The 25292-nt window shown below is 59.0% G+C and carries 22 protein-coding genes and 1 tRNA gene; 9 read left to right on the top strand and 14 right to left on the bottom strand.

Features of this window, described 5'->3' with window-relative positions; genetic code table 11:
* Positions 1-271: 271 nt before the first annotated feature.
* From A3OQ_RS0115900 to A3OQ_RS0115890, 3 genes are read left to right on the top strand one after another with little or no spacing between them, the layout of a single operon-like run.
* Positions 272-916 (top strand): DedA family protein, encoded by a 645-nt coding sequence (locus A3OQ_RS0115900; protein WP_026595893.1) that lies wholly within the window; start codon positions 272-274, stop codon positions 914-916.
* Positions 917-962: 46 nt separating this feature from the next.
* Complete coding sequence (locus A3OQ_RS0115895) at positions 963-1625, top strand: DedA family protein (protein WP_020176402.1); 663 nt, start codon at positions 963-965, stop codon at positions 1623-1625.
* A 54-nt stretch (positions 1626-1679) separates the two neighbouring features.
* Complete coding sequence (locus A3OQ_RS0115890) at positions 1680-2009, top strand: hypothetical protein (RefSeq protein WP_026595892.1); 330 nt, start codon at positions 1680-1682, stop codon at positions 2007-2009.
* A gap of 37 nt (positions 2010-2046) precedes the next feature.
* On the opposite strand, the gene A3OQ_RS0115885 is transcribed toward A3OQ_RS0115890, so the two are convergent.
* From A3OQ_RS0115885 to A3OQ_RS0115850, 8 genes are all read right to left on the bottom strand, one after another.
* On the bottom strand, positions 2047-3825 hold the full coding sequence (locus tag A3OQ_RS0115885; RefSeq protein ID WP_020176400.1) for a serine aminopeptidase domain-containing protein: 1779 nt from the start codon (positions 3823-3825) through the stop codon (positions 2047-2049).
* The gene (locus A3OQ_RS0115880; RefSeq protein WP_051116120.1) at positions 3822-6257 is read right to left on the bottom strand and encodes a glycoside hydrolase family 2 protein; all 2436 of its coding nucleotides are present in this window, start codon (positions 6255-6257) and stop codon (positions 3822-3824) included. Before A3OQ_RS0115880 ends, A3OQ_RS0115885 begins: the two co-directional genes overlap by 4 nt.
* A 130-nt stretch (positions 6258-6387) precedes the next feature.
* Positions 6388-7404 carry a DUF1839 family protein gene (locus A3OQ_RS0115875; protein ID WP_020176398.1) on the bottom strand — a complete coding sequence of 339 codons (1017 nt, stop codon included), beginning with the start codon at positions 7402-7404 and terminating at the stop codon, positions 6388-6390.
* Positions 7395-8300 carry an amino acid--[acyl-carrier-protein] ligase gene (locus A3OQ_RS0115870; RefSeq protein WP_026595891.1) on the bottom strand — a complete coding sequence of 302 codons (906 nt, stop codon included), beginning with the start codon at positions 8298-8300 and terminating at the stop codon, positions 7395-7397. The genes A3OQ_RS0115875 and A3OQ_RS0115870 overlap by 10 nt, the downstream gene beginning before the upstream one ends.
* A gap of 9 nt (positions 8301-8309) precedes the next feature.
* Entirely contained in the window at positions 8310-9515 is a 1206-nt protein-coding gene (locus A3OQ_RS0115865) for an acyl-CoA dehydrogenase family protein (protein WP_083931605.1), read from the bottom strand.
* On the bottom strand, positions 9464-9727 hold the full coding sequence (locus tag A3OQ_RS0115860) for an acyl carrier protein (RefSeq protein ID WP_020176395.1): 264 nt from the start codon (positions 9725-9727) through the stop codon (positions 9464-9466). The genes A3OQ_RS0115865 and A3OQ_RS0115860 overlap by 52 nt, the downstream gene beginning before the upstream one ends.
* Before the next feature lie 179 nt (positions 9728-9906).
* Positions 9907-10776 carry an NAD(P)-dependent oxidoreductase gene (locus A3OQ_RS0115855; RefSeq protein WP_020176394.1) on the bottom strand — a complete coding sequence of 290 codons (870 nt, stop codon included), beginning with the start codon at positions 10774-10776 and terminating at the stop codon, positions 9907-9909.
* A 97-nt stretch (positions 10777-10873) separates the two neighbouring features.
* The gene (locus A3OQ_RS0115850) at positions 10874-11689 is read right to left on the bottom strand and encodes a transporter substrate-binding domain-containing protein (RefSeq protein ID WP_020176393.1); all 816 of its coding nucleotides are present in this window, start codon (positions 11687-11689) and stop codon (positions 10874-10876) included.
* Between the two features lie 399 nt (positions 11690-12088).
* On the opposite strand from A3OQ_RS0115850, the gene A3OQ_RS0115845 reads away from it, so the two are divergent.
* Entirely contained in the window at positions 12089-13177 is a 1089-nt protein-coding gene (locus A3OQ_RS0115845) for an Mrp/NBP35 family ATP-binding protein (RefSeq protein ID WP_020176392.1), read from the top strand.
* A gap of 610 nt (positions 13178-13787) precedes the next feature.
* The gene (locus A3OQ_RS0115835) at positions 13788-16172 is read left to right on the top strand and encodes a phosphocholine-specific phospholipase C (RefSeq protein WP_020176389.1); all 2385 of its coding nucleotides are present in this window, start codon (positions 13788-13790) and stop codon (positions 16170-16172) included.
* A 201-nt stretch (positions 16173-16373) separates the two neighbouring features.
* Here A3OQ_RS0115835 and moaA read toward each other — a convergent pair whose 3' ends face one another.
* Positions 16374-17426, bottom strand: coding sequence for a GTP 3',8-cyclase MoaA (moaA, locus tag A3OQ_RS0115830; protein WP_020176388.1), 1053 nt, complete (start codon positions 17424-17426; stop codon positions 16374-16376).
* Between the two features lie 56 nt (positions 17427-17482).
* Here moaA and A3OQ_RS0115825 point away from each other — a divergent pair, with 56 nt between their 5' ends.
* Positions 17483-17863, top strand: coding sequence for a gamma-butyrobetaine hydroxylase family protein (locus A3OQ_RS0115825; protein ID WP_020176387.1), 381 nt, complete (start codon positions 17483-17485; stop codon positions 17861-17863).
* A gap of 300 nt (positions 17864-18163) precedes the next feature.
* Here the strand turns inward: A3OQ_RS0115825 and A3OQ_RS0115820 are convergent, their stop codons facing one another.
* The gene (locus tag A3OQ_RS0115820) at positions 18164-18787 is read right to left on the bottom strand and encodes a L,D-transpeptidase (protein WP_026595887.1); all 624 of its coding nucleotides are present in this window, start codon (positions 18785-18787) and stop codon (positions 18164-18166) included.
* 407 nt (positions 18788-19194) lie between these two features.
* Here A3OQ_RS0115820 and A3OQ_RS0115815 point away from each other — a divergent pair, with 407 nt between their 5' ends.
* The gene (locus A3OQ_RS0115815; RefSeq protein ID WP_200860007.1) at positions 19195-19425 is read left to right on the top strand and encodes a DUF1467 family protein; all 231 of its coding nucleotides are present in this window, start codon (positions 19195-19197) and stop codon (positions 19423-19425) included.
* 82 nt (positions 19426-19507) lie between these two features.
* Positions 19508-19583, top strand: a tRNA-Lys gene (locus A3OQ_RS0115810).
* Positions 19584-20041: 458 nt separating this feature from the next.
* On the opposite strand, the gene A3OQ_RS0115805 is transcribed toward A3OQ_RS0115810, so the two are convergent.
* From A3OQ_RS0115805 to A3OQ_RS0115790, 4 genes are read right to left on the bottom strand one after another with little or no spacing between them, the layout of a single operon-like run.
* The gene (locus tag A3OQ_RS0115805) at positions 20042-20545 is read right to left on the bottom strand and encodes a GlcG/HbpS family heme-binding protein (protein WP_020176384.1); all 504 of its coding nucleotides are present in this window, start codon (positions 20543-20545) and stop codon (positions 20042-20044) included.
* Positions 20546-20552: 7 nt separating this feature from the next.
* Positions 20553-21122 carry a peroxiredoxin gene (locus A3OQ_RS0115800; RefSeq protein WP_020176383.1) on the bottom strand — a complete coding sequence of 190 codons (570 nt, stop codon included), beginning with the start codon at positions 21120-21122 and terminating at the stop codon, positions 20553-20555.
* Positions 21123-21133: 11 nt separating this feature from the next.
* A complete protein-coding gene (locus tag A3OQ_RS0115795) occupies positions 21134-21646 on the bottom strand; it encodes a rhodanese-like domain-containing protein (RefSeq protein WP_152428482.1) in 513 nt (170 codons plus the stop codon).
* Between the two features lie 53 nt (positions 21647-21699).
* Positions 21700-22590 carry a dienelactone hydrolase family protein gene (locus A3OQ_RS0115790; RefSeq protein ID WP_020176381.1) on the bottom strand — a complete coding sequence of 297 codons (891 nt, stop codon included), beginning with the start codon at positions 22588-22590 and terminating at the stop codon, positions 21700-21702.
* 436 nt (positions 22591-23026) lie between these two features.
* On the opposite strand from A3OQ_RS0115790, the gene A3OQ_RS0115785 reads away from it, so the two are divergent.
* Positions 23027-25273, top strand: coding sequence for a DUF1553 domain-containing protein (locus tag A3OQ_RS0115785; RefSeq protein WP_020176380.1), 2247 nt, complete (start codon positions 23027-23029; stop codon positions 25271-25273).
* Positions 25274-25292: the final 19 nt, after the last annotated feature.

Below are 25292 nucleotides of genomic sequence, written 5' to 3'. Positions count from 1 at the left end.
CATGCGGGCTGCCGCAGAAAGTCCTAGCCCATTCTCGGGATAACAACGACCGTGCGGCCGATCGAAAACGAAGCTTTACGAACCGTTGCGGAAGGCCACGCGAGGGGCGTCCGGAAACGGGAAAGAAAGACCGGAGCGGGCACAAAACACGCACGAATCGGACGAGGCGCCTGATTGCGGCTTTGTTCTCTCTGTAGAAGCGGCGTTCCAGCTCAGCCTGCAGCCCATCTGGGCCGGTTTTGCTCGAAACGGAAACCGCGTATAAGCCCGTATGACATTTTCTGAACAGATTCCTAACTTGATTGCGCATTATGGCTATGTTGCTATTTTTTGCGTCATCGCCTTGGAAAGCGCCGGCATCCCTCTGCCGGGCGAAACCATCCTGGTCACAGCCTCGATCTATGCCGGAACCGCGCATGGCTTGAATATTTACGGCATTATAGGCGCCGCGGCGGCGGGTGCCATATTCGGCGACAATATTGGTTTTTGGGTCGGCCGTGAGATCGGGCTGCATTTGCTGATCAAGCATGGGCACTATATCAAGCTTGACGAAGCCAGATTGAAGCTTGGCCAATATTTGTTCAAAAAACACGGCGGCAAGATCGTGTTCTTCGGGCGCTTCGTCGCCGTCTTGCGAGCTTTCGCGGCGCTGCTTGCCGGCGCCAATGGCTTCGAGCCGAAGCGCTTCTTCCTTTTCAATGCTGCGGGGGGCATCGTCTGGGCCACGCTCTTTGGAACGCTCGGCTATGTCTTCGGCGCCGAGGCGCATAAGATCGCGGGCCCGTTTGGATTCACGATGCTGATCGTTGCTTTGATCGCGCTTTTCTTCGGCTGGCGCTTCTACAAATCGCATGAGGGGCGCCTCATGCAGGAGGCGGAAATGGCGCTGCCGGGGCCGCTCGCAGACCGCCTATGACGAATAAGCGGCATCCTGCGTGCCCTTGTTTTAGCTTGGAGCTTCCTTGTTCTTAGAGACCATCCAACCGCTCATCGCCCAGCACGGCTACTGGGTCGTCTTTCTTGTCATCATGCTTGAAAGCGCCGGCGTGCCGCTGCCGGGCGAAAGCGCGCTGGTGCTGGCCGCCGTCTATGCGGGAGCCACAGGTCAGCTCGACATTACTTATGTGATCGCTACCGCCATCGCGGCGGCGACTATCGGCGACAATTGCGGTTTCTGGATCGGCCGCATCTATGGCGTCCAATTGCTGGAGCGCTATGGCCGCTACGTCAATCTGACCGAGAGCCGCTTGAGAGTCGGGCGCTATTTGTTCGAGCGCCACGGCGCCAAAATCGTCTTCTTCGGCCGCTTTGTCGCGGTGCTCCGCGTGTTCGCGGCCGTGCTCGCGGGCGTGAACAAATATGGCTGGAAGCCATTTTTGTTTTTCAATGCCGCCGGTGCCGTGACCTGGGCGACTTTGATGGGCCTCGGTGGCTATGTCTTCGGCGAATCGATCAATCGCGTGAGCGGCGCGCTCGGCATAGCCGCGCTGGTCATCGCCCTCATCGGCATAATCGCCTTCATCTACTTCATGCGGCAGCAGGAAAAGCGCCTCGAGATGCAGCTTGAGACGGCGGCCGAGGCCGAATACGGCAAAGCTTCGCAGGCTGCCGAGCCCGGCGAATAATGGAACGCTCCTCCCAGTCTCACGTTCAGACGCGAGATAAAGAGGACATCAGCGATGAATGTGAAAAACCCCGCTTTATGGATGGCTTGGCTTGCCTTGACGGCAGATCCTGCCTTCGCTCAGACGGCGCCCGGTGCGCCGGGCAGCGACAAGGTGATCCCTGAAAAGGAATCACCGCCCTTGACGCAAACCCAACCCGATTCCGACGTGAAGAGCGGCCGCAGCCTCAGCCAAAAACTCGATGCATCCGGCGGTGTGATCAAGCCGTCGACCGATGTCGATCCCGGCATTACGAAACCGGCGCCGGATCCCCATCCGAACTCGACTCCTGTGATCAAGCCGCCAGGGACGCCGGGTGGACCGCCCGGACCGGAAGCGAAATGATGACGATAGATGCGCGGCCTTCGGGTCGCGCATCTGTCTACAATAGTTGCGGAAGTGCAAAAGAGCGCGAGGCCGGGCGCGCCGCATTATCCGGCGTCTTGTCTTTTTCCGCGCATAGAATGTCCTGCAAAATTCCCAAGAAGACATCGCGCGCGGCGTGCTGACTCAAATTATGGTCGGCGTTCTCGATGAAGGCGACGGAAACATAAGGCGCGCCCTTGACCCGTGTACCTCTGATGCGCCGGTAGAGCGAAAGTTCGTCAAGCCCCGCGTCACCGACGCTGAGAACATAGCACTGGCGGACCTTGCGCCGATCGAGTTCCTTCATCCAGCCTTTAACGCGCGCGATCTCGCCATTCGTCTTTGTGCCGAACCGGTCCGCCGCTGACGAGGCAAGAGCCTTTGCCTTTTTGCGCAGCCTTGTGACGAGCATGGTGAAAATGCCGCGTGCTTTGACTTCGCCGCGCAAGAGCCTGCGCCACGTGTCGGGCACGAAGATTTGCCTTAGATAGAAGCCAGTCGAGCGATAGGTTTCGCGAAAGGCGACGATCAGAGAATCGCCCTTGTGCCAGATGAATTTCTGCAGATTGACCATGACGATCCGCGAGACGCGCGGATCGGCGACGGCCGTATGGAAGCTGAGATGAGCCCCCGCGCAAAGGCCGATGACCGTCACGTCGCGAAAGCCTTGCGCCTCCAACCAATCGATCGCGGCGGAAACGTCCTGTGTGGACTCGTCGCGATAGAGAATCTGCTCGACGTCCGAGGCCGGGTCGGGGCTGTCGCCAATGGCGCCTATGTCGATGCGCAGCGAGACAAGCCCGAGACCGGCGAGTTTCCGGCACACTTCTACCGTCGACCGGCCCCAGCCTATGTGGTGATTGGCGCCCGCGTTCAGATAGACGATGGCGGGCCGCTCAGTATCGAGGTCCCTTGGAACGCATATCATTCCGAAGAGATTTTTGTCGCCGCCGAAAAAGACCGGATGTTCGCTGAAATGATCTTCTTCCTGCGGCCGGTACCTCAGGGATTGAGAAGAGGCTTCGCGGCGCCCTGGATCGAAATGCGCGGCCAGCCAGGCGAGTGTGCGCTGCAAGGCTTCAGCCGGATAACGCGAGAAAGCCGGGTCCATCATGAATTCGGCATAGTGGCTGAAGACTTGGTTCTCGACATGGCTGCCGAGCCCACTCCAGCTTTTTGCGAGACGCTCGGCAGCGGCCTGCGTTTCGATGGCGACGATAAGCACTTCGGGAGCAGGGGCCTTGCGAAACCCTGTGAGATCAATCGCGCCTATGTCCTTCACGGTTTCCGGCGTGAAGAGAAAGCCGGCGATTTCGAGATCGGCCGCAAGGCTCGCCTTATCCGCGCCTTCGGGTTTGCGGATGAGATTGGAGAGCGTCGAAAGTTCGCGCATATAGGCGCGGCCGGTGACGACTGGCGCGAGCAGCACGAGCCCGGAGATCGTGCCGAGCCGGTCTGCCGCGAGTGCTGCGAGCGCGCTTCCAAAGCGCAGTCCGACGAGCACGATCTTCTCGACCCGAGCCGTAGTGCGCAGCCATTGGACGGCATCTTCGATGCTGGTGATCCAAGTTTCAAGACGTTCGGGGTCGCGATCACCGCCGAGGGAATCGCCGGTTCCGGCATAATCGAACCGCAAGGATGGATAGCCTTGCGCCGCGAAAGCATCGGCCATCAAGCGCAAGCTTTTATGCGTGCACAGATCTTCATGACCTTGCGCCGCGCATATCACGATGCCGCATGTCCCGCCGGCGTCGTGATACCAACCGAAAGATGTTGCGAAAGTGACGGGGGTCATGAGTCGTTTCCGTAAGCGATGCTCGTGCCGTTGACGGCGGCGATGCTGCCCCTCGGCGTGGCATGGGTCGGATGGCGTGGGACGAGTTTAATGCGACGGCTGTGGCCAGGCGCAAGATGAAACCAATTGTCTTCGGCCGCAAATATCTCATCGGAGATGTGGATCGATTGCGCGAGCCTTTTGGCCGTGAGTGTCAAATGCCAATCGGTGTGGTCCTGGATGAGTTCTGCCTCAATGCCGAGCTCATGACACGCGTGGCCGCGCCCGAGTGGAAAGTGAAAGGCTTCGGCGATCAGCTCATTGCTCCCAGCATCGTAAAGCTGGGCGAAAGTCACATCATGCGAGGGCTCGCCGAAGCGATAGGCATAGGTCGTATCGAAGAAGCCGCCCCAAAGGTCGGTCGCAGGCAGCATGATGGTGCTGCGCGGATCGAGGATCAACTCGCGCTTGGCCCGCATGACCGGCACTTCGCCGTCACGCAGCGCCATCAGCGATAGATGTACGGGCTTTGCAACGGCGGTCTCATTGATGAGATGAAGCCGCAAGCCGTTGATGCCTTCGTCCGTGAAGATCACCGTCACCGGCTTGAACGCGCGTTTCAATCCGAAATAGGAGGATTTCGGCTCGCCCAATGAATCGACCACGCCCCAGCCGGCGCCGGGCCAGAGATCCTGAAAGAACCAGACAAGCCCGCCGCGCGTGATCGAGCCCGTGCGGCGCCATTCGGCGAATGTGGCTTCCATCACTTCGGCGGTCACGGCGCGCGACAGATCGAGATAGCGCCCCGGGTCCTGCTGGCGCAGCGAAGCGGCGTCGACACCATAAAGCGCTTCGAGATAGAAATTGCGAACGTCTTCGAAGAACCATGCCGCACCGGTGTCGCGTGGGATGCGTGGCGCAAAGACCGGATGTTCGATTTTCGGTGCGTCGCGCTCAAGCGTGAAGGGTGCGGCGTCGGGCACGTTGGCAAAGCACAGGCATTCGCTGGCGAAACGCACATCCGCGCGGCGGGCATCCTCAAGCGGACGGCAATAGGCGCTGACCCCATAATAATGGCTGATGCCCTCATGCGCGACGAAGGGAAGCTCGCCGCCATAGGGCGTATGCGGCACATAGGGCACGTCCGGCCGAAGGTCCGCGACGGCTTGCGGCAATACGGAGTCGAAGAGGATGTTGGACCATGTCTTTTCGGGCAGGCCGAACATGGCCGCCTGCTGCGCCACTTCGCTGCCGCCGCACAGCACGCTGATCGACGGCGAGGCCTGCGTGCGCGCGAGAAACTGCTGGGCTTCTTCGGTGGCGGAGCGCATGAAGGCCTCGTCGTCGACGGGGTAATCGAAATTGGCGAACATGAAGTCCTGCCAGACCATCAGGCCGAGCTCGTCGCAGAGGCGATAAAATTCATCACCTTCATAGACCATGGTGCCGCCGACCCGCAGCATGTTCATGCCGGCGTCGCGCATCAGGAGCAGTCCAGGCATATAGGTCTCGCGCGTGGCGCTGAGGCCCACAATATCGGCACTGGTCCAGCAGGCGCCGCGGCAGAACAATGGGACGCCATTGATCGTGAGACCGAAGCCTTTTCCGTCCGCGCCGCGATCGACCTCTATCTTACGGAAGCCGACGCGGCCGAGGTCGATCACCATCGCACCGATCTCAGCCGTCACCGCATGGAGCGCGGGTTCGCCATGCGTATGCGGCCACCAGGGTTGAATATTCTCGAGTTCGAGATGCGCCGCGAGTTGTCCGCCGGCATTGCGCGTGAGAGCCGCGCTGCTGCCCGCACAAATGATTTTCGCGTCTTGCGCCTCTGCGCCTTCGACATCGAGGCGGACGTCGAGACGCCCGCGCGTGCCATCGAGCGTGGCGCGGAGATCGGCGTTGCGGATGCACAGCCGACCGGGCTCGATTTGGAAAATGCCGCGCCATGGGCCGATCGCGTGGACAGGTGGCGACCAACCCGGCGCATGGCCGAGCAAGGTTGTGCGGATGAAACGCAGATTGGGCGCGCTCGGCAATCGCGGCCGCCAGCGTGCGCGCTTGTGCTTTTGGTTGAGTACGGGCTCCAGGGCGCGGAAACAAAGATCGAGCCGATGCGTGCCGGAGAGGATGACTTCGACCTCATGGGGGAGGAACATATTCTCCGAGGTCAGGATCAAAGCACCGTCGAGATAGACCTCGGCGAGGGTGGCGAGGCCCTCGAAGCAAAGCCGCGTCACGCCTTTGCCTTCGATCGCGGTGCGATACCAGAAATCATAGGTCTCAAGCAGCTCATGCGTTTCGAACTGCCAGAGGCCGGCTTTGGCGAGGCTCGCGGCGGCGGTGCCCGGAACCTCGGCCGCAATCCATTGGACAGTATCGCTCAGCGCCGAGGGATCGGGAAATGCGCCAGCCTCGCTGCGGATCATCCGCCAGCCCGACGCGATCGGCATTTTCCTTTCGCCGCTGATGGAGATGACCTTGGCCAATTTATGCCCTTGAGTATTCTCAGGCGCGGTTTCGTCAGGCGTCCTTGTCGCAGATCCGGCTCACCGAAAAATTAATGCCTGTCTGAAGAAACGATTAAGCATAACGTGCGCTCAACGCATCGAGAGCGGTTTGATGATGCGCGACGAGGGGATCGAGCTGGGCCGCCAAGCCCTCGAATTTTTTCTTGGCTGCCGCGCGTGCGAGCTGGAATTGGAAGGATTTGGCGCCGGTCGCGATGGCCTTGCTGGCCGCAACGGCCGCCTCGAGGCCGGGCTCGCCCTGCTGACTCAGCCACAAAAGATGATCGGCGAGAAGCTCGAAATTGGCACCGAGCTGGCGGCAGGTGTTGAAGGCATATTTGTGAAAATAGGCGGGCTCGCGTTGTGCGAGATAATGCGCCTTCTCACGGATGCGGGTTTGAAACGCTGCCACGGGATTATCCGAAGGCCGCGTCGCAAGATGCTTGCGCAAGAGGCTCACGGCCGTCTGGTGGAGATCGAGACCTTTCGGCGGCGGATCGAATTTCACGAATTCGCTATAGGGAAAAAGCCGCGTGGCCTTCGCCGCCGCATCGAGATTCTTGCCGAGGATCGCGTCGTAATCCTCGCCCTCGAGCGTGAACAATCCGGCATTGTGGAAATAATCCATGCGCTTTGCCACGGGGTCGAGCCGGTTGATGCCGATCGCGGTCTTTGTATGTTCGAGCCGGTAGGAGAGCCCCTTCGTGTCCGGCAGATAGAAGCCGTTGACCTCGATTGCCGGCAGACGGCCACGCTCGATCTGTTCGAGCGCATGCGATTCGACGCAATCGTAAATCGCGAGTTCCATCAGCTTCGCGCCGTAGAGAAGCGCCAGATCCTCGGGCGGAAACTTGAAGAAGGTGAATTGATCGCCTTCGAAATCCTGCGCCACGGTGAAGCCCAGCGCCGCGACTGGATTTTGCCCGAGCGCATTGATGATCTCGATCCAGAGATCCATGAAGCAATTGGTTTCCGGCCATTCGCGCCCCGGGTCGTGCAACTCGCTCCGGCGATAGGTCTCGGGCGTCAGGTGCGGAAAGACGGCTGGAACCGTTTGCGCTTCGGATGCTGCGAGCACGGTCAACCCCATAAGGCTTCGCGTACGGAAGAAGGCCATGCCGCGGTGTCGAGACCATGATGTTTGAAGAGGGCGAGCACGACGCGCTCCATGCCGAAGCCGACGCAGGCCGTATGTGCCACCTCGCCATCGGCTCGCTTGATACCCCAAAGAGCGCCGAAGTGATCCTGATGATAATTGAAACTGAGGCAGGCCGTCGGATTCGCTTCGTCTTCGATCGGTACGAGCATTTCGAATTTCAATTTCTGATCGCGCTGGCTCGACGCCAGAATCTTACCGGCGCGGCCGAAGAAAGGATCGTTCGCGACGTCGAGATGGAACGGCACGCCGAGCAGGGTCATGAGTTTTCCGGCGCGTTCGAACCAGGTGGCGCGGAATTCCGTCACTTCCTCCGGGCTGCCGACCCGCACATATTCACGCATGCGAAACATTTGCATGCGGGTCGATTCTTGCGACGGTTCGTGCCGGAAGCAATAGGACTGAATATCAAAAATTCCGCCGTTTTCCGGCAGCGCGCCGCGCCGAGCGACGATCGGATAGAGCGGGTAGCAGGCGGCCGGCGTCAGAACGATGTCGGTTGCGTGTTGCAGCGCGGTCCAATCCTCGCCGCGCGCCTGCTTGTCGAGCAATTCGGCATGCTGCTTGTCGTTGCCTTCGAAACTATGGACCGTTCCGGCAAGCTGCGGAAAGCCCTTCATATAGCCGGCTTTTTCTAAAAGAGCTTTGTTCATGCCGGGGGGAAAGCGGATGACTTCCGCGCCGTCGCTGCCTCCAAAGCTGGTGATCAGAGCATCAAAACGCGCGACGACATCTTCGAAGACCCCGCCGCGGGCGTAAAGGCCGTCGACACCCGTTTCGATCAACAGACCTTTGGCAAAGAGTCCATGAAGAAAGGATTGGCAATCGATGCACATGGATCAGCTCAATAGATGAGAGTCGAGACGATGGGCGAGAAGCAGGTTGGACGTATTGCCGAAGATGCGGTCGTTGCTGATCATGAGCTGCGCCGACATCGCGTCGCGAAAATGCCGGCCTAGGCTGAAGGGTGTATCGTTCTTATAGCCCATGATGCCGCAGACGAGCATCGCATGATTGATGATCTCGATGGCGAGACGCGAAGCGCCGAGCTTCACATTGTTCATGGCGATGGCGAAACCCATCGAGGTGAGCTCATCGCCATTGGCTTTGGCCCGGTTGAAGCGGCGCAGCCCGTCGACCGTATTCGATTTCATCAATTGCAGCATGCTCGAGGCCTCGGCCACGCGCAACGCGCCGGGCGGCATGATGGCCGGCCGGCGCTTGGCTTCGGCGCGAACGAAATTCTGCGCCCGCTGAACGGCGCTATTGGCAATCCCGTACCAAAGGCTCGACCAAAGGAGATGCGAGGTCGCGAGCATGGATTGCGCGGCGATATCGGCGAAGGGTTTCGGCAGAATTTGCGCGGCGGGCGCTCTGGCGACGAGTTTGAAGCCTTCGGAGCAGGTGCCGCGCATGCCGAGCGTGTCCCAGGTCGTCGTGCGCTCGAGCGTATATTGATCCTTGAGCACGGCGACCAGAACCTGGTCGGAGGAGGGTGCGTCCGGCGAGCGGCGCGCCGTCGCCAGAATGGCATCGGCATAAGTGCCATAGGAAATGACGGTCGCATTCTTTTCGAGGCGGAACATGTCGCCTTCGATTTCCACGGCGCAGATCGAATTGCGCAGATCGCCGCCGATGCCGCCTTCGGTCGTGGCCGATGCCAGAAGAAGCTGCTCGTCGCAGATGCGGCGCATGAAGGACTGATGCCATTCGGCCTTGTGGCCATGCGAGATCAGGCTCGAAAGCTTGATCTGATGCATGGCAAACATCATCGCGCTCGAAGCGCATTCATGACCAAGGACGGCGCAAATATCGGCGATATCGTCGAGGCTTGCATCCTCTCCGCCATATTCGCGGGGGATCATCGCGCCGAGAAGACGGGCGTCCTTGAGGGCCTGCAGGGTTTCATGCGGGAAACGCCCGTCGCGATCGACCTTGTCGCAATATTGCGAGGCGACCGCTGCGACTGTCGCGCCCCGGTCGGCAAGGGTTGTCACGATGCGATCTTCTTCGCCGGTTCTACGGTCGTGAGTTCTGAGATGCATGATGCGATCGTTGCGATGCTGGCGAAGCTACGGCGATTCAACATGCGCTCGGGAAATTCAATATCGAAAGCATCTTCGAGCCCGAGCATCAATTGAACCGCGGCGAAAGACGTAAGGCCGGTCTCATAAAGATCTTGGTCATCTTTGAGCGAAGAAGCCGGGACGGATAAGCGGCCATGCTCGTCGATAAGCTTGCGGATCGTATCGTTCATCGTGTTTCTCCGTACGCAATCTATGATAGCACTACAGAGTTACAGTTGTGCAAGCACCTCCTGAAAAATAATCATAAATTGTATGTGTTAAATGCAAACATTACAGCCAAGTAAACTTGGTAAATGCACAAGGTTTGATTAACTATAAGAAGCGTAGAGCTTTTGCGGAACAAGCTTGGCTATTGCTTATTTAAGCGCGCGATCAGGCTCGAAGTATCCCAGCGGCCGCCACCCATATTTTGCACCTCGGCATAGAACTGGTCGACCAGCGCGGAAACCGGCAGATTGGCGCCGTTGCGGCGCGCTTCGCTGAGACAGATTCCGAGATCCTTGCGCATCCAATTGACGGCGAAACCGAAGTCGAATTTCCCTTCGATCATGGTTTTATGCCGGTTTTCCATTTGCCAGGATTGAGCGGCGCCCTTCGAGATGACGTCGATCACGGCATTGGCGTCGAGACCCGCCTTTGCCGCGAAATGCAGGCCCTCCGCGAGCGCCTCGACGAGGCCTGCGATGCAAATCTGATTGACCATTTTGGTCAATTGACCGGAGCCCGAAGGTCCCATGAGGCGGCTCGCCTTGGCAAAGGACATGATGGCGGGCTCGGCCCGAGTATAATAGGCCTCGTCGCCGCCGCACATTACGGTCAGCGCGCCGTTCTGCGCACCGGCCTCGCCGCCCGAGACCGGCGCATCGATGAAGCCAAGACCGCGCGCCTTCGCTTTGGCATGGAGGTCCCGCGCGATTTCGGCGGAAGCCGTCGTGTGATCGACGAAAAGGGCGCCTTCGCTCATGCCCTCGAAAGCGCCCTCAGGGCCCGTCGTGATCGAGCGCAGATCATCGTCGTTGCCGACGCAGGCGAAGACAATTTCCTGGCCTGCCGCGGCGGCTTTCGGAGTCGGCGCAAATGATCCGCCGAACTCCGCGACCCATTTTTCGGCTTTGGCCGCGGTGCGATTATAGACCGTCACCTCATGCCCCTTTTTCTTGAGATGACCTGCCATCGGATAGCCCATGACGCCGAGGCCGAGAAACGCGACTTTTGCCATAAGTGATCTTCCTTCTGAGCAGACGGTTTACCGAAATCTCGCAGCTATCTATCAGACAGCGTGCCAGCCGATGACTCGCCTCGCGACTTTGTGTCCGTCAGTCGATTTCGAATTTAAAATATTTGGCGCGGATTTGCGTGAAAGTCCCATCCGCCTTGATGTCGGCGAGCGCTTTGTTGAACATGGACTTCAGCTCCTTGTCCTCCTTGCGCAGACCGACACCTATGCCCTCGCCGAAATAGGCCGGATCGCGCGGCACATCGGCGACCGTCCGGCAGCATTGGCCTTCCTTGTTCTTGTCGAGGAAATCGGTGACCTCGTCCTTGTCGCCCATGACGACGTCGACGCGGCCTTCGGCGAGATCGAGAATGGCGTCTTCGAGCGTCGGGAAGGTGTGAATGTCGGATTTGCCGTAAACGTCCTCGACATAGGCCTGATGCGCGCCGCCCGCCACGACGCCGATCGCCTTTCCGGCAAGTCCGGCCGGGCTGAAATCCTTCAATTGGCTTTTGCGCGCGGTCACGAAGGCGGACGGCATGCGCGCGTAAGGCTCGCTGAAGGTGATCTTCTCGCGCGCCTCATCCGAGATTTCCATAGCGGCCATGATGGCATCATATTGATGATCGAGGAGGCCCGGCACCATGGCGTCCCAGTCCTGCATGATGAAATGACAGGTCACATTCATGCGCTGACACAGCGCCTTGCCAAGATCGATCTCGAAGCCGGCGAGCTCATTATTGTCGAGATAATTGTAAGGAGGGCGCGCGCCTTCGCTGGCTATGCGCACCTCTTTCCATTTTGGCTCGGTGGCGCCGGCTGGAGAATTGGCGCAGAGCGGCCGGGCAGGGCCAAGCGTAGCGAAAACAGCCAGCGCAAGGATCAACAGATATCGCGCGGCGGAGGGGATGCTCAAAGGTGTCAGGATGATCTTCTTTCGCGGGCGATTATTGGTTTGTCGTGAAGCCGCCGCGGCGGGCAGATTGCCTTAGGACGGGTTGTCGAGACAAGACCTTATCTTTGCACCGTCCTGTCAAGAAGGCGCATTTTTCGAAAGGCTTACGGGCCTGCTCGCGATTTCGTGTAAACGGCACGAGTTTTGATTGAAAAATGAACAGATTCAGCCTGCGGAGCCCATTTGATGTGAAACGCTGTCCTGACGGCGCCGTCCGGCCGATGCGAGGCTGAGGCGCCCGCCTTACCGCACATGGTTGAGTTAAAGCCAACTTGCTGAATTTCATGGCAAATCCGGCTCAGGATTGAACGGGCATCAGAGAGCGCCTATAAGGCGCGTCTCCAGAATGGACGAGATAAAATGCTTAGCGATCAAGACGTGCTCAATGCGCTTCAATCCGTGCCAGGCCCGGACGGAAAAACCCCTTTGCCCCAGTCGGGCGCCATCGCCGGCCTGTCGATCAAGGATAGCAAAGTCTATCTTTCGATCGGGATCGACCCGCAGCAGGCCGGCGCGATGGAAGGCATGCGCGTCGCCGCCGAAGGCGCGGTAAAGGCGTTGAATGGCGTCGCGGGCGCGCTTGTCAGCCTCACCGCCGACAAGGCGCCGGCTCCGCCGCCGCCGCCGAAACCGGCGCCCTCGGCACGCAGCCTCGGCATTCCCGGCGTCACCCATATTCTGGCCGTGGCCTCCGGCAAGGGCGGCGTCGGAAAATCGACAACCGCGATCAATCTCGCCTTGAGCCTTGCCGCGCTCGGCTGGAAGATCGGCGTTCTCGATCTCGATATTTACGGTCCGTCGCTGCCGCGTCTGCTTGGCACCAGTGCGCGGCCCGAGTCCGACGGCCGTATGATGAAACCGGTCGAGGCCTATGGCCTGCGCGCCATGTCGATCGGCTTTATGGTCGATGAAGCCGATCCGATGATCTGGCGCGGCCCGATGGTGATGGCAGCCGTGCAGCAGATGCTGCGCGACGTCGCCTGGGGCGAACTCGATTGCCTCGTCGTCGACATGCCGCCGGGCACGGGCGATGCGCAACTGACCCTGGCGCAGACCGTGCCTTTGGCCGGCGCGGTGATCGTCTCGACGCCACAGGATCTCGCCTTGATCGATGCGCGGCGCGGCATTGCCATGTTCAACAAGGTCGATGTGCCGATCATCGGCCTCGTCGAGAATATGAGCTATTTTCTCTGCCCGCATTGCGGCGGACGCTCGGAGATTTTCGCGCATGGCGGCGCGAGGCATGAAGCCGAGACATTCGGCGTGCCCTTCCTGGGCGAGATACCGCTCGCGATCGGCATCAGAGAACACGCCGATTCCGGCAAGCCGATCACGGTTCTGGAGCCCGACAGCCCGCATTCGCTGATCTACAAGCAGATCGCCGAGCAGGTGAAGGCGACGCTGGAAAAAGGCCGCGCGCGTCAAGCGCCGAAGATCGTGATCGAGTAAGCTTCCACCGTCATCGTTATGCGCGGTCGCATAATCATCGCCATCGCGTATCTCTCGGAGGGCAGCGGCATTCTTTTGCAATACTGGCCGTCTACTGTCTGCGCGAAGATATGAATTTATGATCACCGACATGACCGCATTTTACGCAAAGAATTTGGTAGCTGCGGATATAACAGTTCGAGTCTGTCTCCTGTTGCTGATTGGGATCATGCTGTAATTTCAGCAATTAGGTATTACATTACTATATTCTGTAAGTTGCATAAGTATCAGTCACTCTCCTATCATTCTTGCGACTTAAGACTGTCATCGACGCCTCCTATACACGCGCCGTTCGCCGAACCATCGCCTGTTTGGTGAATTCAATGGGGGCGAATCCAGTGATTAAGTCGATGACGACCGCCGTATCCATGGTGCGGCGTATGTCTCTGCCTTTTTCGAGCGGCCGAACGGCCGGCTTATGCTGTCGCACCGAGCCCGTGCCTGCCAGCGGCTAGCTAGAAAGCCGCAGCAGCCTGGCATCGATAAAGCGCCAGGCCCCACTTCAACTCCCGCATTTTCGCACCGGCGCTCGCAACGCGCTGCAGGCACCGCTTTGTCTCAAGAAAGGTCAATGTTTGTTATGACTACACGCCGCCATTTTCTAACCGGAGCCGCGACCTCCGGCCTCTCAGCAGCCGCGCTGGCGGGCTTCCCGGAAAGCATTCGCCGCGCATTGGCTATCCCGGCATTCCACGAGGCCGGCACCATCAAGGACGTCAAGCACGTCGTGCTGCTCATGATGGAAAACCGCTCGTTCGACTCATATTTCGCCACATACAAGGGTGTACGTGGTTACGGTGATCGCTTTGCGATTCCAGCGCAGAACGTCGATAATATCTTCTACCAGACCTATTCGGACAACCAAGTCTATACGCCGTATCACCTCGACGAGAACAAGGGCAACGCGATCAATGCCGGGGGCACGCCGCATACGTGGTCGGACGCCCAGGCTGCGTGGTCACTCGGCCGCATGAACCAGTGGCCAGTTGCAAAAACGAAACTGTCGATGGGCTATTACGAGAACGCGGAAGTGCCGTTCCAGCGCGCGCTGGCTGAGGCGTTCACGCTGTGTGATCACTATCATTGCTCGATGCATACTGGTACCATTGCGAACCGTTTATACTACTGGACCGGCACGAATGGCTCAAGCGGCATCAGCCCGGTCAACGGCGCGCAAGTGAATGTGGCCGTGCTGAATAATCAATACAACGACGGTAACGACGTCGGCGTTCCGTCTCAAGGCACCGCGGGATGGCCGTGGACCACCTATGCGGACCGTCTGGCAGCGGCCGGCGTGAAGTGGAAAGTGTACCAGAGCCTGTACGACAACTACGGCTGCAATGAGATGATGAGCTTCCAGCACTGGCGGGAGGCGATCGCGAGCATGCCGGACGCGCGCCGGCCGTGGTATTTGGGAAGTGAGAGCCTCTCCCAGTACAACAATCCAAGCGTGCCGCAACTGCCAGTCTACCAACCGTCCGATGCCCAGTTTAATCCGCTCGCCCCCGGCTTTGCGAACACAATGCCGGATGGCTTACTGTCCACCTTCATCGCTGACATCCAGAGCGGCAACCTGCCCGAAGTGTCGTGGATCATCCCACCGTCGACGTACAGCGAGCATCCGGGAGTGTCGAACCCGGCGAGCGGCGGCTGGTACGTGCAGGCCGTGCTCGATGCACTGACCGCGAATCCAGAAGTGTTCAGCAAAACGGTGCTGCTCGTGAACTTCGATGAGAACGACGGCTTCTTTGATCACCTGCCACCGCCGTCGGCGCCGGCGCGTAATCCCGATGGCACGCTGGCTGGCAAGTACACGCTGACCGACGCGCAGATGGCCTTCGAATATCATAACTACACACCCGCCACCTCTGCGCAGCCCGCCAAGGACGGTAGGCCCTATGGCCCCGGCCCGCGCGTGCCGATGTGGGTGATCTCGCCCTGGAGCCGCGGCGGCTGGGTCAATTCCCAGGTGTTCGATCACACGTCAACGCTGATGTTCCTCGAGAGGCGCTTTGGCGTAATCGAGCGACAGATCACCGCGTATCGCCGAGCAATCTGTGGTGACCTCACCAGCGCCTTCAACTTCGCTGCCCCCAACAACGAGCCGTTACCGGTGCTCGCAGGCAGCACGACCCAGAGTGCTGCGAAAGCGTTGGTTGCCGCGCAGTCGGCGTTACCGGCGATTCCCGTGTCGCCCAATGGCCCGATGCCACTGCAGGCGATTGGCTTCCGTCCCTCGCGTGCCTTGCCTTACAGGCTGGACACGAGCGCATATGTCGATGCCGTCAAAGGCGCCGTCACGCTGCAATTCGCCAACACCGGTTCGGTCGGCGCGGTGTTTCACGTCTATGACAAGCTGAGCCTCACGAGCCTGCCGCGGCGCTACGGTGTCGAAGCTGGCAAGTCGCTGAACGACCAGTGGAGCGTCTCGGCGGATGGCCTTTACGACTTGTGGGTGCTCGGGCCGAACGGCTTCAACCGGACCTTCACAGGTGGGACAAAGCCGTTGACGACGGGCCTCTCACCCAAGCCGGAGATTAGCGTCGGTTGTAATGTCCTCGGCGGCGGCTTGCATCTGCAACTGCGTAACGACGGCGGCGGCACTGTGCGTTTCACCGTGAGGTCCAACAAAATCTATGGCCCTCTGACCGGTGTCACGAGTACAATTTCTGCCTTCGCGCCCTTGCTGGTCGGCTTCTTCCCAGGTTTCGGTCACGTTCCCGGATTCGTCCCCGGATCCATTTTCGGCTCCGAGCATAGCACCTCGTGGAAAATCGCGGTGCCTGCCCGTCGGCAAATGGAGTTGTACTGGGATTTGGCCAGCACTGGTTCCTGGTATGACTTCCTCGTCAATGCCGATACCGATGCAGGCTTCGCTCGCCGCCTGGCCGGACGCGTGGAAACCGGCCGTCATACCGTCAGCGATCCCGGCATGGGCATGGCCGACGAGTTCTAAAAAACCGCACAAGCCGTGTGGTGAAAAAAGCGCCCTCCCGGGCGCTTTTTTTATCTCGGAGGATTGGAAATTACGGCGTAATTTCAGTTGTATTGGCGTTCGCAGTTCGCCCAGTACGGAGAGGACGCAGCCCGCAAATTTCTACCATTAGCGGAGGTGGTCCCGGTCAAATCCTGTCCGCGCATGACGGCGCCAAAGGCTTTATCCGCCCGTCACGCTCATGTGGCGCGACACGGCCGGCGTCTGATGCTCGCGATCGATGATGAAATCATGACCCTTAGGCTTGCGTGCGATGGCCTCGATGATCGCTTGTTGCAGAAGCTCGTCCGTAGATGAAGCGCGCAAGGGCGCGCGCAGATCGGCGGCATCTTCCTGGCCGAGGCACATGTAAAGCGTGCCGGTGCAGGTGACCCGCACGCGATTGCAGCTTTCGCAGAAATTATGCGTGAGCGGCGTGATCAAGCCAAGACGGCCGCCGGTCTCAGTGACTTCCATATAGCGGGCAGGGCCGCCGGTCGAATAGGCAAGCGGGCGCAAGGTGAGCTCTTGCCCCAGCGCGGCTTCGACTTCGGTCAGCGGCAGATATTGGTTGACGCGTTCGGCGTGAACGTCGCCGAGCGGCATCACCTCGATCAAAGTGAGATCCATGCCACGGGAATGCGCCCAGCGCAGCATCGGCAGGATCTCGGTGTCGTTGGTGCCCTTGAGCGCCACCATATTGATCTTGACCGCGAGGCCCGCAGCTTGCGCCGCATCGATACCGGCGAGCACCTGGTTGAGATCGCCCCAGCGCGTCACCGCGCGAAACGTATCCGCATTGAGGGTATCCAGCGATACGTTGATCCGGCGCACGCCGCAGGCGGCGAGATCCTTGGCGTGGCGCGCCAATTGCGAGCCATTTGTCGTCACGGTCAATTCGGAAAGGGCGCCGCTGTCGAGATGTCGTGCGAGCGAACGAAACAGGCTCATGATATTGCGGCGGACGAGCGGCTCGCCGCCGGTGATGCGCAGCTTCTTGGTGCCGCGGGCGACAAAGGCCGAGCAGAGCCGGTCGAGCTCCTCCAGGGTCAAAAGATCGGCCTTGGGCAGGAAATTCATGTCTTCGCTCATGCAATAGACGCAGCGGAAATCGCAGCGGTCCGTTACCGAGACGCGAACGTAGCTGATCGCCCGTCCGAACGGATCGACCAAGGGCGCTTGATCCGGCTTGTGACCGGGTGCGTTGCGCAAAACAGTGGCGAAGAAGGGGTTCATGCCGCTACATATAAGAGGGAAAACGGGTTTCCGTAAGGTTTAGGGGAGAAGGTTGGATGAGTGTCTCTACGGGTCAATGGCCGAGCGAATTGCGTCTCAAGGACAGCGGCCGGCTTTTGCACGTGAATTTCGAGAGCGGATCGGCTTTCGATCTGACGGCCGAATATTTGCGCGTCATGAGTCCCAGCGCGGAAGTGCAGGGGCATTCCGAGGTCGAGCGCGTCACCGTCGGCGGCAAGGAAAATATCACGGTCATCGGTGTCGAACCGGTCGGCACCTATGCCGTGCGCCTGACCTTCGACGACCTGCATTCGACAGGGATTTTCACTTGGGATTATCTCTATGAGCTCGGGACGCAGCATGACCAGAAATGGGCCTTCTATCTGGACGAACTCGCAGCCAAAGGCTTGAGCCGGGATAAGCCTGGCCAACGTTGATGCAGCGGAAACGAAAAGTCGATCATCTTTTTGGATGAAGCGCCGAACCACGGTTGGCTTCACTCTCGTTGTTGAATCAAGCCACATAGCGCCTCAAGGTGATTTGAAACGGCGCCATGAGCAGACACGCAAAAGGGCCGGTCGATCCGGCCCTTTCGCATGAAACGAGTCTTTGTCTGGAAGGTTGCGCTTGCGAGCGAGACCTCACGCGTTCGTGTCGAATGCAAGCGCGCTCTCGGCGATGGCCGTCCGTACGATCTTAGCTCCCGCGTAGTGGCTACGCGGGAGCCTGAGCGGAGGCTAGCGCTGCACGATGACGCGCGTGCCGACCCGGACCCGGTTATAGAGATCCTGGACGTCTTCATTGGTCATGCGAATGCAGCCGGACGAGACCGCGGTGCCGATCGTGCCCGGCTCGTTCGAGCCATGGATGCGATAGAGCGTGCCGCCGAGATACATGGCGCGCGAGCCGAGCGGATTTTCCGGGCCGCCAGCCATATGGCGGGGCAGGTCGGGGCGGCGGCGCAGCATTTGCGACGGCGGCGTCCAATCCGGCCATTCGCGCTTCGCCGTGACGGTCCGGACGCCGGACCATTCGAAGCCCTGACGGCCGACGCCAACGCCATAGCGAACCGCCTGATTGCCGGGAAGAATATAATAAAGCCGGCGCTCTTGTGTCGAAATGATGATCGTGCCGGGTGCGTAGGGTCCGCTATAGGCGACCATCTCGCGCGGCGGGGCCACACCGCCGGGTTGGCCCGAGCTGGCCGCCGGGCCGCCGAAAAGCCGGCACAGGAGGTTGCAGGTATCGACCGGCGCGGCGCTGGCCGGAGCGGCGGCAGCATGCGTTCGGGCGAACGCGGATCCGCTAATGGCACTGAACGCCAAAATGGCGACCGCGAATGTCAAAAAGTGACGACGCATCTTCAGCTCTCTTTATATAGAAAAATGAGAATCGGCGGATTGCCCCGCCGCTGTATTTATTCTCCAGCGAGCGGCCTTGCTTGGCAACGCGGTACAGCTCACGAAGGGCTCAAGAGAATCACTTTGCGGCCTGCCGTGACCTCAAGGTCACAGATCGGGCCGTCGGGCCCGTTGGAATAAGCTGTTTTGCGCCGCGCGGCCGCCGGGGGTAAAGCTTTTGACCGTTAAGCTCCCACTCAAGCTTGGCTTAGATCACGAACATGGTGGATTCTAAGGACTCAGAGCGCGATAGCGCTGATAAGCTTGCGCAATCTGCGTAAACTTGATTGCGTTCGCAAAGCCGCTTCACTTTTGCTCGTCCTGCTCTATGGGGTGGCGTGACCCCGAAAACCTGACGGAGGCCCGAATTGCCTTTCTCCACACCTATGGCGATCGCGATCTTCTTCACGACCTGGTTCACCGTCCTTTTCGCGGTTCTACCCTTCGGCGTGCGCTCGCAGCATGAAGCGGGCGATTTGGTTCCGGGCACGGACCCCGGCGCGCCGGTCGCACCGAAACTCTGGATCAAGGCGTTCTGGACGACAGTGCTGACGACGCTTGTTTTCGCGGTGATCTTGATCGTCGCGCACTTCTATTAGATTGCGGCGTCGCGTTTTGACGCAGAAGCGGCGTTCTATTGACCCCTGCACCCGTTGCGGCTACTCAGGCGCATCCCTCCAAGAGCGCGTAGCTCAGCTGGTAGAGCATCTGACTTTTAATCAGAGGGTCTCGGGTTCGAATCCCGACGCGCTCACCAATAAAATCAAAGACTTAGGTGTCTTTAATATACCTAAAAGAACCAGCTTTTAGGCCCTTCGCAAATCCGTTGCAGTTTTCGTTTCTGAGTCGTTCGCGCTTGCGAGTTTACGAATCGTTGAACAAGCCGCTCGTCACGGCAAAGGTACCTGTCCAAATCGTTTGAACCGATTTCAAACTGTGCCCGGGCGCGCTGCCATGCTCGCTCGACGCCGTTTGCCCCGCGCGGAGCTCGGCAAACAGCTTTTCACTTCAGCGGTGCAGGGGAAATGACGAACCGACCTTCCTTGTTATGACGCCGTGATTTGGCTTGCCGCGATGTGATCTTCTCACCGTCGAACGCAACCCATGTAAGAGCGACCAAGTCGCCCTTTGCTTGAATTCGGCAATGAGTTTGGTGAGCGTTGCGCCGCCTGCATCCGCTGCTTTGCGTGTAGCAAGCGCGCGAACTACGAATGGTCAGCTGAGTTCGGCTGCCACTTTATCGATGCCGGCCTTTGAGCAAGCTTCGTCCTTGTCGCCACCCGGTGCGCCAGAAACACCAACGGCACCGATCACATCGTCGCCGACCTTGATCGGCAAAGCGCCTTGCGCGGCGATGACATTGGCGAGATGAACCGAACTCAGCGTCGGATTGTCCTTCAACTGCTGGGCGAATTCGCCGGACGGTTTCTTGAATGTGCGCGCCGTATAGGCTTTGCGCTCGCTATTTTCAAACGTATGGGGCGACGCGCCATCGCCGCGTATGGCGATGAGGGTCTCGCCGTCGCGGCCAACAACATGCACGGATACATGATAGCCCTGCTTCGTGCAGGCATCATAAGCGGTCTGAGCGATCGTCAAAGCGAGCGTGGCCGACAGGCTCTTTTGACTAAGAAGCTGCGCGTTCGCGGGAATGGCGAGCGCACATGTAAGACTAACGGCAGAGATCAATTTAACGCGGAACAATTGCAAAGTGCTCATCACGCCCTCATTGGCTATTGGTGGATTGCTTTGGATGCTGGTCGTGCCATTCACGCACGATCGCAAGCGTGTTTTCGATATGCTTGTCCGGCGCGGAATCCGTGTAGGAATAGATCACCTTGCCATCAGGCGCGATCACATAGGAGATCCGGTCGGAGACAATGTCCCCCGAGGCAGTTGGCGCGATTCTCACCGCGTCATAGGCACGAATGACGGAGAGATCCGGATCGGCTGCGACCGGAAATTTGTCGCGGCATTCCTCGGTCGAGAACTTACGCTGTGTATCGATCGTATCTTTCGACATGCCGATCAGCGTTGCTCCAGCGGCTGCGAAATTCTCCGCCGCTTCAGCGAAGTCATGCGCCTCGATGGTGCAGCCGCGCGTGAATGATTTCGGATAGAAGTAAAGGACGACGGGTCCGCGTTTCAGAGCCTCTCCCAGGGAAAAGGTGAAGTCCTTGCCGCCGACGGCCGCTTGCGCGGTGAAGTCGGGCGCAAGGTCGCCCGGCTTCAAGCCCGCAAAAGCGGGTGTCGTGCAAAGGCCCGCAATAAGAATTGCAGAGACAAGGCGCTTCATCGCTCGGCCCTTCAACGCTTCTCAGCCGCGGGGGCAGGCGTGGCCGCAGCTGCTTGCGGCGCCGGCTTCTGGACCTTGGTGATCGTTCCGCCCTGTTCCGCGTAATCAAGCACGCCGATCGCACCCGCGACCTTGAAGTCATGACTGGTCAGCAGGTCTCCGGCAGCGCCAGCGCGATGGGCCCGGTTCGAAACCACCACGATCGTCCGGTCCTTCGGCAAATAGGCAAGGCTCTTTTCAAGGTCGCTCACTTGAATGCTGAGATAGGCTGGGAAGCCGCCGGTCTCCGTCAACTCGTCGGGACGGCGGATGTCAAGCACAAGCAGGCTTTCGGGCTTGGCGAAAAGCGCGTCCAACTGGGCGCGGTTCAGCCGCGGCGTTTTGTAGGTATAGCGCGGGTCGGGCGCATATGTGTAATGCGGGTCGGCCGCCGCGGGAGCCCCAGCCTTGCCGGGCTCCGCCGCATTCGCCAACGGCGACGCGAGTAGGAAAGCCAAAGTTGCACATGCCAGAATTTTACTCATCATCACCCTCATTTTTTACAGAACGCGCGGTTTCGCCGCGCACGACGATTAAGTCAGCTTACGAGATTGGCCTTGAAGAAATCGACGGTGCGCTGCCAGGCGAGCTTCGCGGCGGCTTCGTCGTAGCGAGGCGTCGTGTCATTGTTGAAGCCGTGCTGAACACCCGGATAGATGTAGGCTTCATATTTGACATTGTTCGCCTTTAACGCTGCCTCATAGGCGGGCCAGCCTGCATTGATGCGGTCGTCGGCGCCGGCATAGTGGATGAGCAGAGGGGCTTTGATTTTCGCGGTTTCATCCGCTGTCGGCTGAGCCCCGTAGAAGGGCACGGCGCCGGCGAGATCCGGAACGCGCGTTGCCAGGAAATTGGCGATGCCGCCGCCATAGCAGAAGCCGACGACGCCCACTTTTCCGTTACTGTCCGGCAGCTCTTTCGCGAATTTCGCAGCCGCGAGAAAATCATTATGCGTCTTCGCCTGATCGAGCTTTGGAAAAAGCTCGCGGGCCTTGTCTTCATCGCCGGGATAGCCGCCAAGCGGCGTCAACGCGTCAGGCGCAAAAGCGATGAATTGATCGACGGCGAGCCGCCGCGCGATATCCTCTATATGCGGGTTCAAGCCGCGATTCTCATGCACGACCAAAACCACCGGAAGCTTTTTTCCCGTTTGCGCGGGCTCTGCGAGATAGCCGCGCACGGTGCCGTAACCATCCGGCGACGGATAATCCAGATAACGCGTTTTGATACGCGCATCGTCTTTGGCGATTTGTTCGGCCTCAGCGAAGCGCGGGCTCAGGGCTTCGAGCACGCCGGCAGCGGCCGTGGCACCGGCCACGAATTTCGCGGCGCTGTCGATAAATCGCCGGCGGCTGATGAAACCATGAACGTGAAGATCGAAGAGCTTCAGAATCTCCGGATGAAAATCATTGGCCGTCCTGCGTGTCACGCACGATCTCCTTCGGTTTCATTTGTCGTCAACGAGTCATGCAGAGGGGACACGCGAACGCGTGCGAAGCCCGCTTCGGCAAGCCGTATTAAATTGGATGTTTAGGTTGCGATGGGTGATGCGGAGGAACGCATTCAGCCGTGCACAACTGAGTTCACTTTTAAGTTAGCTCTTCTTTTCTGTCAATTGACATTATCGATAATAATAGTAGGAATATAGGCCATGGCGCGGCTCGCCATCACCTTATGATTATCGTCCGGATCAGCGCTAAGATCACTCTAAACTGATCGGGATATAGCTCAAATGTGACCCAGCGTGCGGATGTCTTTTCCGCCGTGCCTGCCGTGCGTCTAAAGCGGAGTTGGGGTCGACGATGAACAGGTCAATGAAACGGGCATTTCTCTGCGCATTATTGGGTCTGTCTACGGTCGCTGCAATGGCAGATGACAAACCGTCAGACGGAGAGGTCAAGGCTTCGAGCCGGACATCGCGACTTCCTTATGCTTGGCAGCCATTGCAGAAGCCGGTTGAACCGGTCGTTAGTCAGAAAGATTGGGTACGCACGCCGATCGACGCTTTCATTTTGGCGAAGATTGAAGCCAAAGGACTGAAGCCGTCTCCCGAGGCCGATCGCAGTGCTTTCATTCGCCGCGCCACGCTCGATGTGTGGGGGCTTATTCCTTCGCCGGAAGAAGTTGCGGCTTTCGTCAACGATACATCGCCGGACGCTTATGAGAAGCTCGTCGATCGTCTTCTGGCTTCGCCACGTTATGGCGAGCGTCAGGCGCGTCAATGGCTCGACCTCGCGCGCTACGCGGATAGCACTGGATTTCAAAACGATGTAACGCGTCCCAATATGTGGCGCTATCGCGATTACGTGATCAAATCCTTCAACGAAGACAAGCCCTACGCACAATTTATCAAGGAGCAATTGGCCGGCGACGAGATCGCGCCGGGTAATCAAAACATCATGGTCGCGACCGGGTTTTTGGCGGGTTATCCCGACAATTATAATTCGCGCGACCTCGTTGACCGGAAATATCAAATCACCACGGACATGACCGATACTGTTGGCCAGGCGATCCTTGGCACCACTGTTGGCTGTGCGCGGTGCCACAATCACAAGTTCGATAAATTCTCCCAGCAGGATTATTTTTCGCTGCAGGCCTTTTTTGCGAATACCAGCGAAGGCATGAAATATCCCGCCGCGAAAGGCGATGTCGAGCGCGAGTACGACAAAGAGCAGGCGAAATATCAGGAAGCGACCAAGGATATCAGGGCGCAGCGTAAGGCCTTGTTGGAGCCGATCAGGGACGCTGCCGTTAAATATCATGAAGAGCGCTATCTGACGGACAGCCGGGCATCCATCTTTAAGCCGAAAGAGGATTGGACGCCGCTCGATCAGTGGGTCAATCATCGGCTGGAAAATGTGACCACCGACAATGATCTCTCCCAATATTTGCGCGACATTGCCGAGAATAAGGATAATCCCGCCTATAAGCCGGAAAATGAGGCGAAATGGGCTGAATATAAGAAGCTCACCGAGGAGCTGAAAAAATTCGATAAAATGAAGCCGGCCAAGGGCTCCGATACCTTTACTTCCATGATGGAGCTTGGCCCGGAGTCTCCGCCGACTTTCGTCTTTTTCGGCGGCAATCATGAGCGGCCGCTTGAGGAAGTCCAGCCGGCATTCCCTGCCGCCTTGACCGACGAAAAGCCCGTCATCACGCCGTCGGCTATGTCGTCTGGCCGGCGTACCGCTCTCGCAAATTGGATAGCGAGCCCGAACAATCCGCTGACCGCCCGCGTTTACGTCAACCGTGTCTGGAACGAATATTTCGACAAGGGCATCGTTGCGACGGTCAGCGATTTCGGTAAAGGCGGCGAGAAGCCGACCGATCCCGAGCTGTTGGATTATCTCGCAACGAGCTTCATAGACAGCGGTTGGGACATCAAGAAGTTGCATCGGCAGATCCTTCTGTCCTCGGTTTACAGGGAATCGTCGGCCTATCGCGAAGATGTGCATTCCGTGGATTCCGACAACAAGCTTTTGGCGGTCTTCCCGGCTAAGCGCTTGGATGCGGAGGAGATCCGGGACTCGCTGCTTGTTGCTTCAGGCAAGCTTGAGGAGAAGATTGGTGGTCCGAGCGTTTTCCCGCCCGTGCCTTCGAACTTGGGTGCCGGCAACGCATGGGAGGTTTCCAAGGACCCGCACGATTTCAATCGCCGCAGCCTGTATATCTTCACGCGGCGCAGTGTGCCTTATCCCATGCTCGAGCCTTTCGACATGGCAAATGCCCAACAGGTTCATAGCAAGCGCGATGTGACCACGACGCCAATGCAGGCACTGACGCTCTTGAACGATAACGTCGTCTATGAATGGTCGCAGGCACTGGCCGGCCGCGTGGTCCGCGAGGCAGGCAATGATCCATCGGCGGAGATCGATCGGCTCTACCAGATCCTGTTCTCGCGCAATCCCAACGACTCCGAGAAGTCTCTCCTGCTCGGGTTCTTTGTGAGCCATGAGAAAGTGATCAGGGAAAAGGCAGCTGACGGCAAGTTCTCGGTCGCTGTTCCGATTGGCTACAAGCCCACGGAATCTCTCGATCCGATCCGCGCCGCTGTTCTCGTCGATCTCGTCCATGCGGTCGTGAACTCGAACGACTTTGCCTACCGCTTCTAGTTTCTAACGTTTCGAAGAA

Origin of the sequence: Methyloferula stellata AR4 (genome assembly GCF_000385335.1) — a bacterium.
Classification (GTDB): domain Bacteria; phylum Pseudomonadota; class Alphaproteobacteria; order Rhizobiales; family Beijerinckiaceae; genus Methyloferula; species Methyloferula stellata.
The sequence above is the reverse complement of the archived record's forward strand: the minus strand, read 5'-3'. Positions and strand labels throughout refer to the sequence as shown.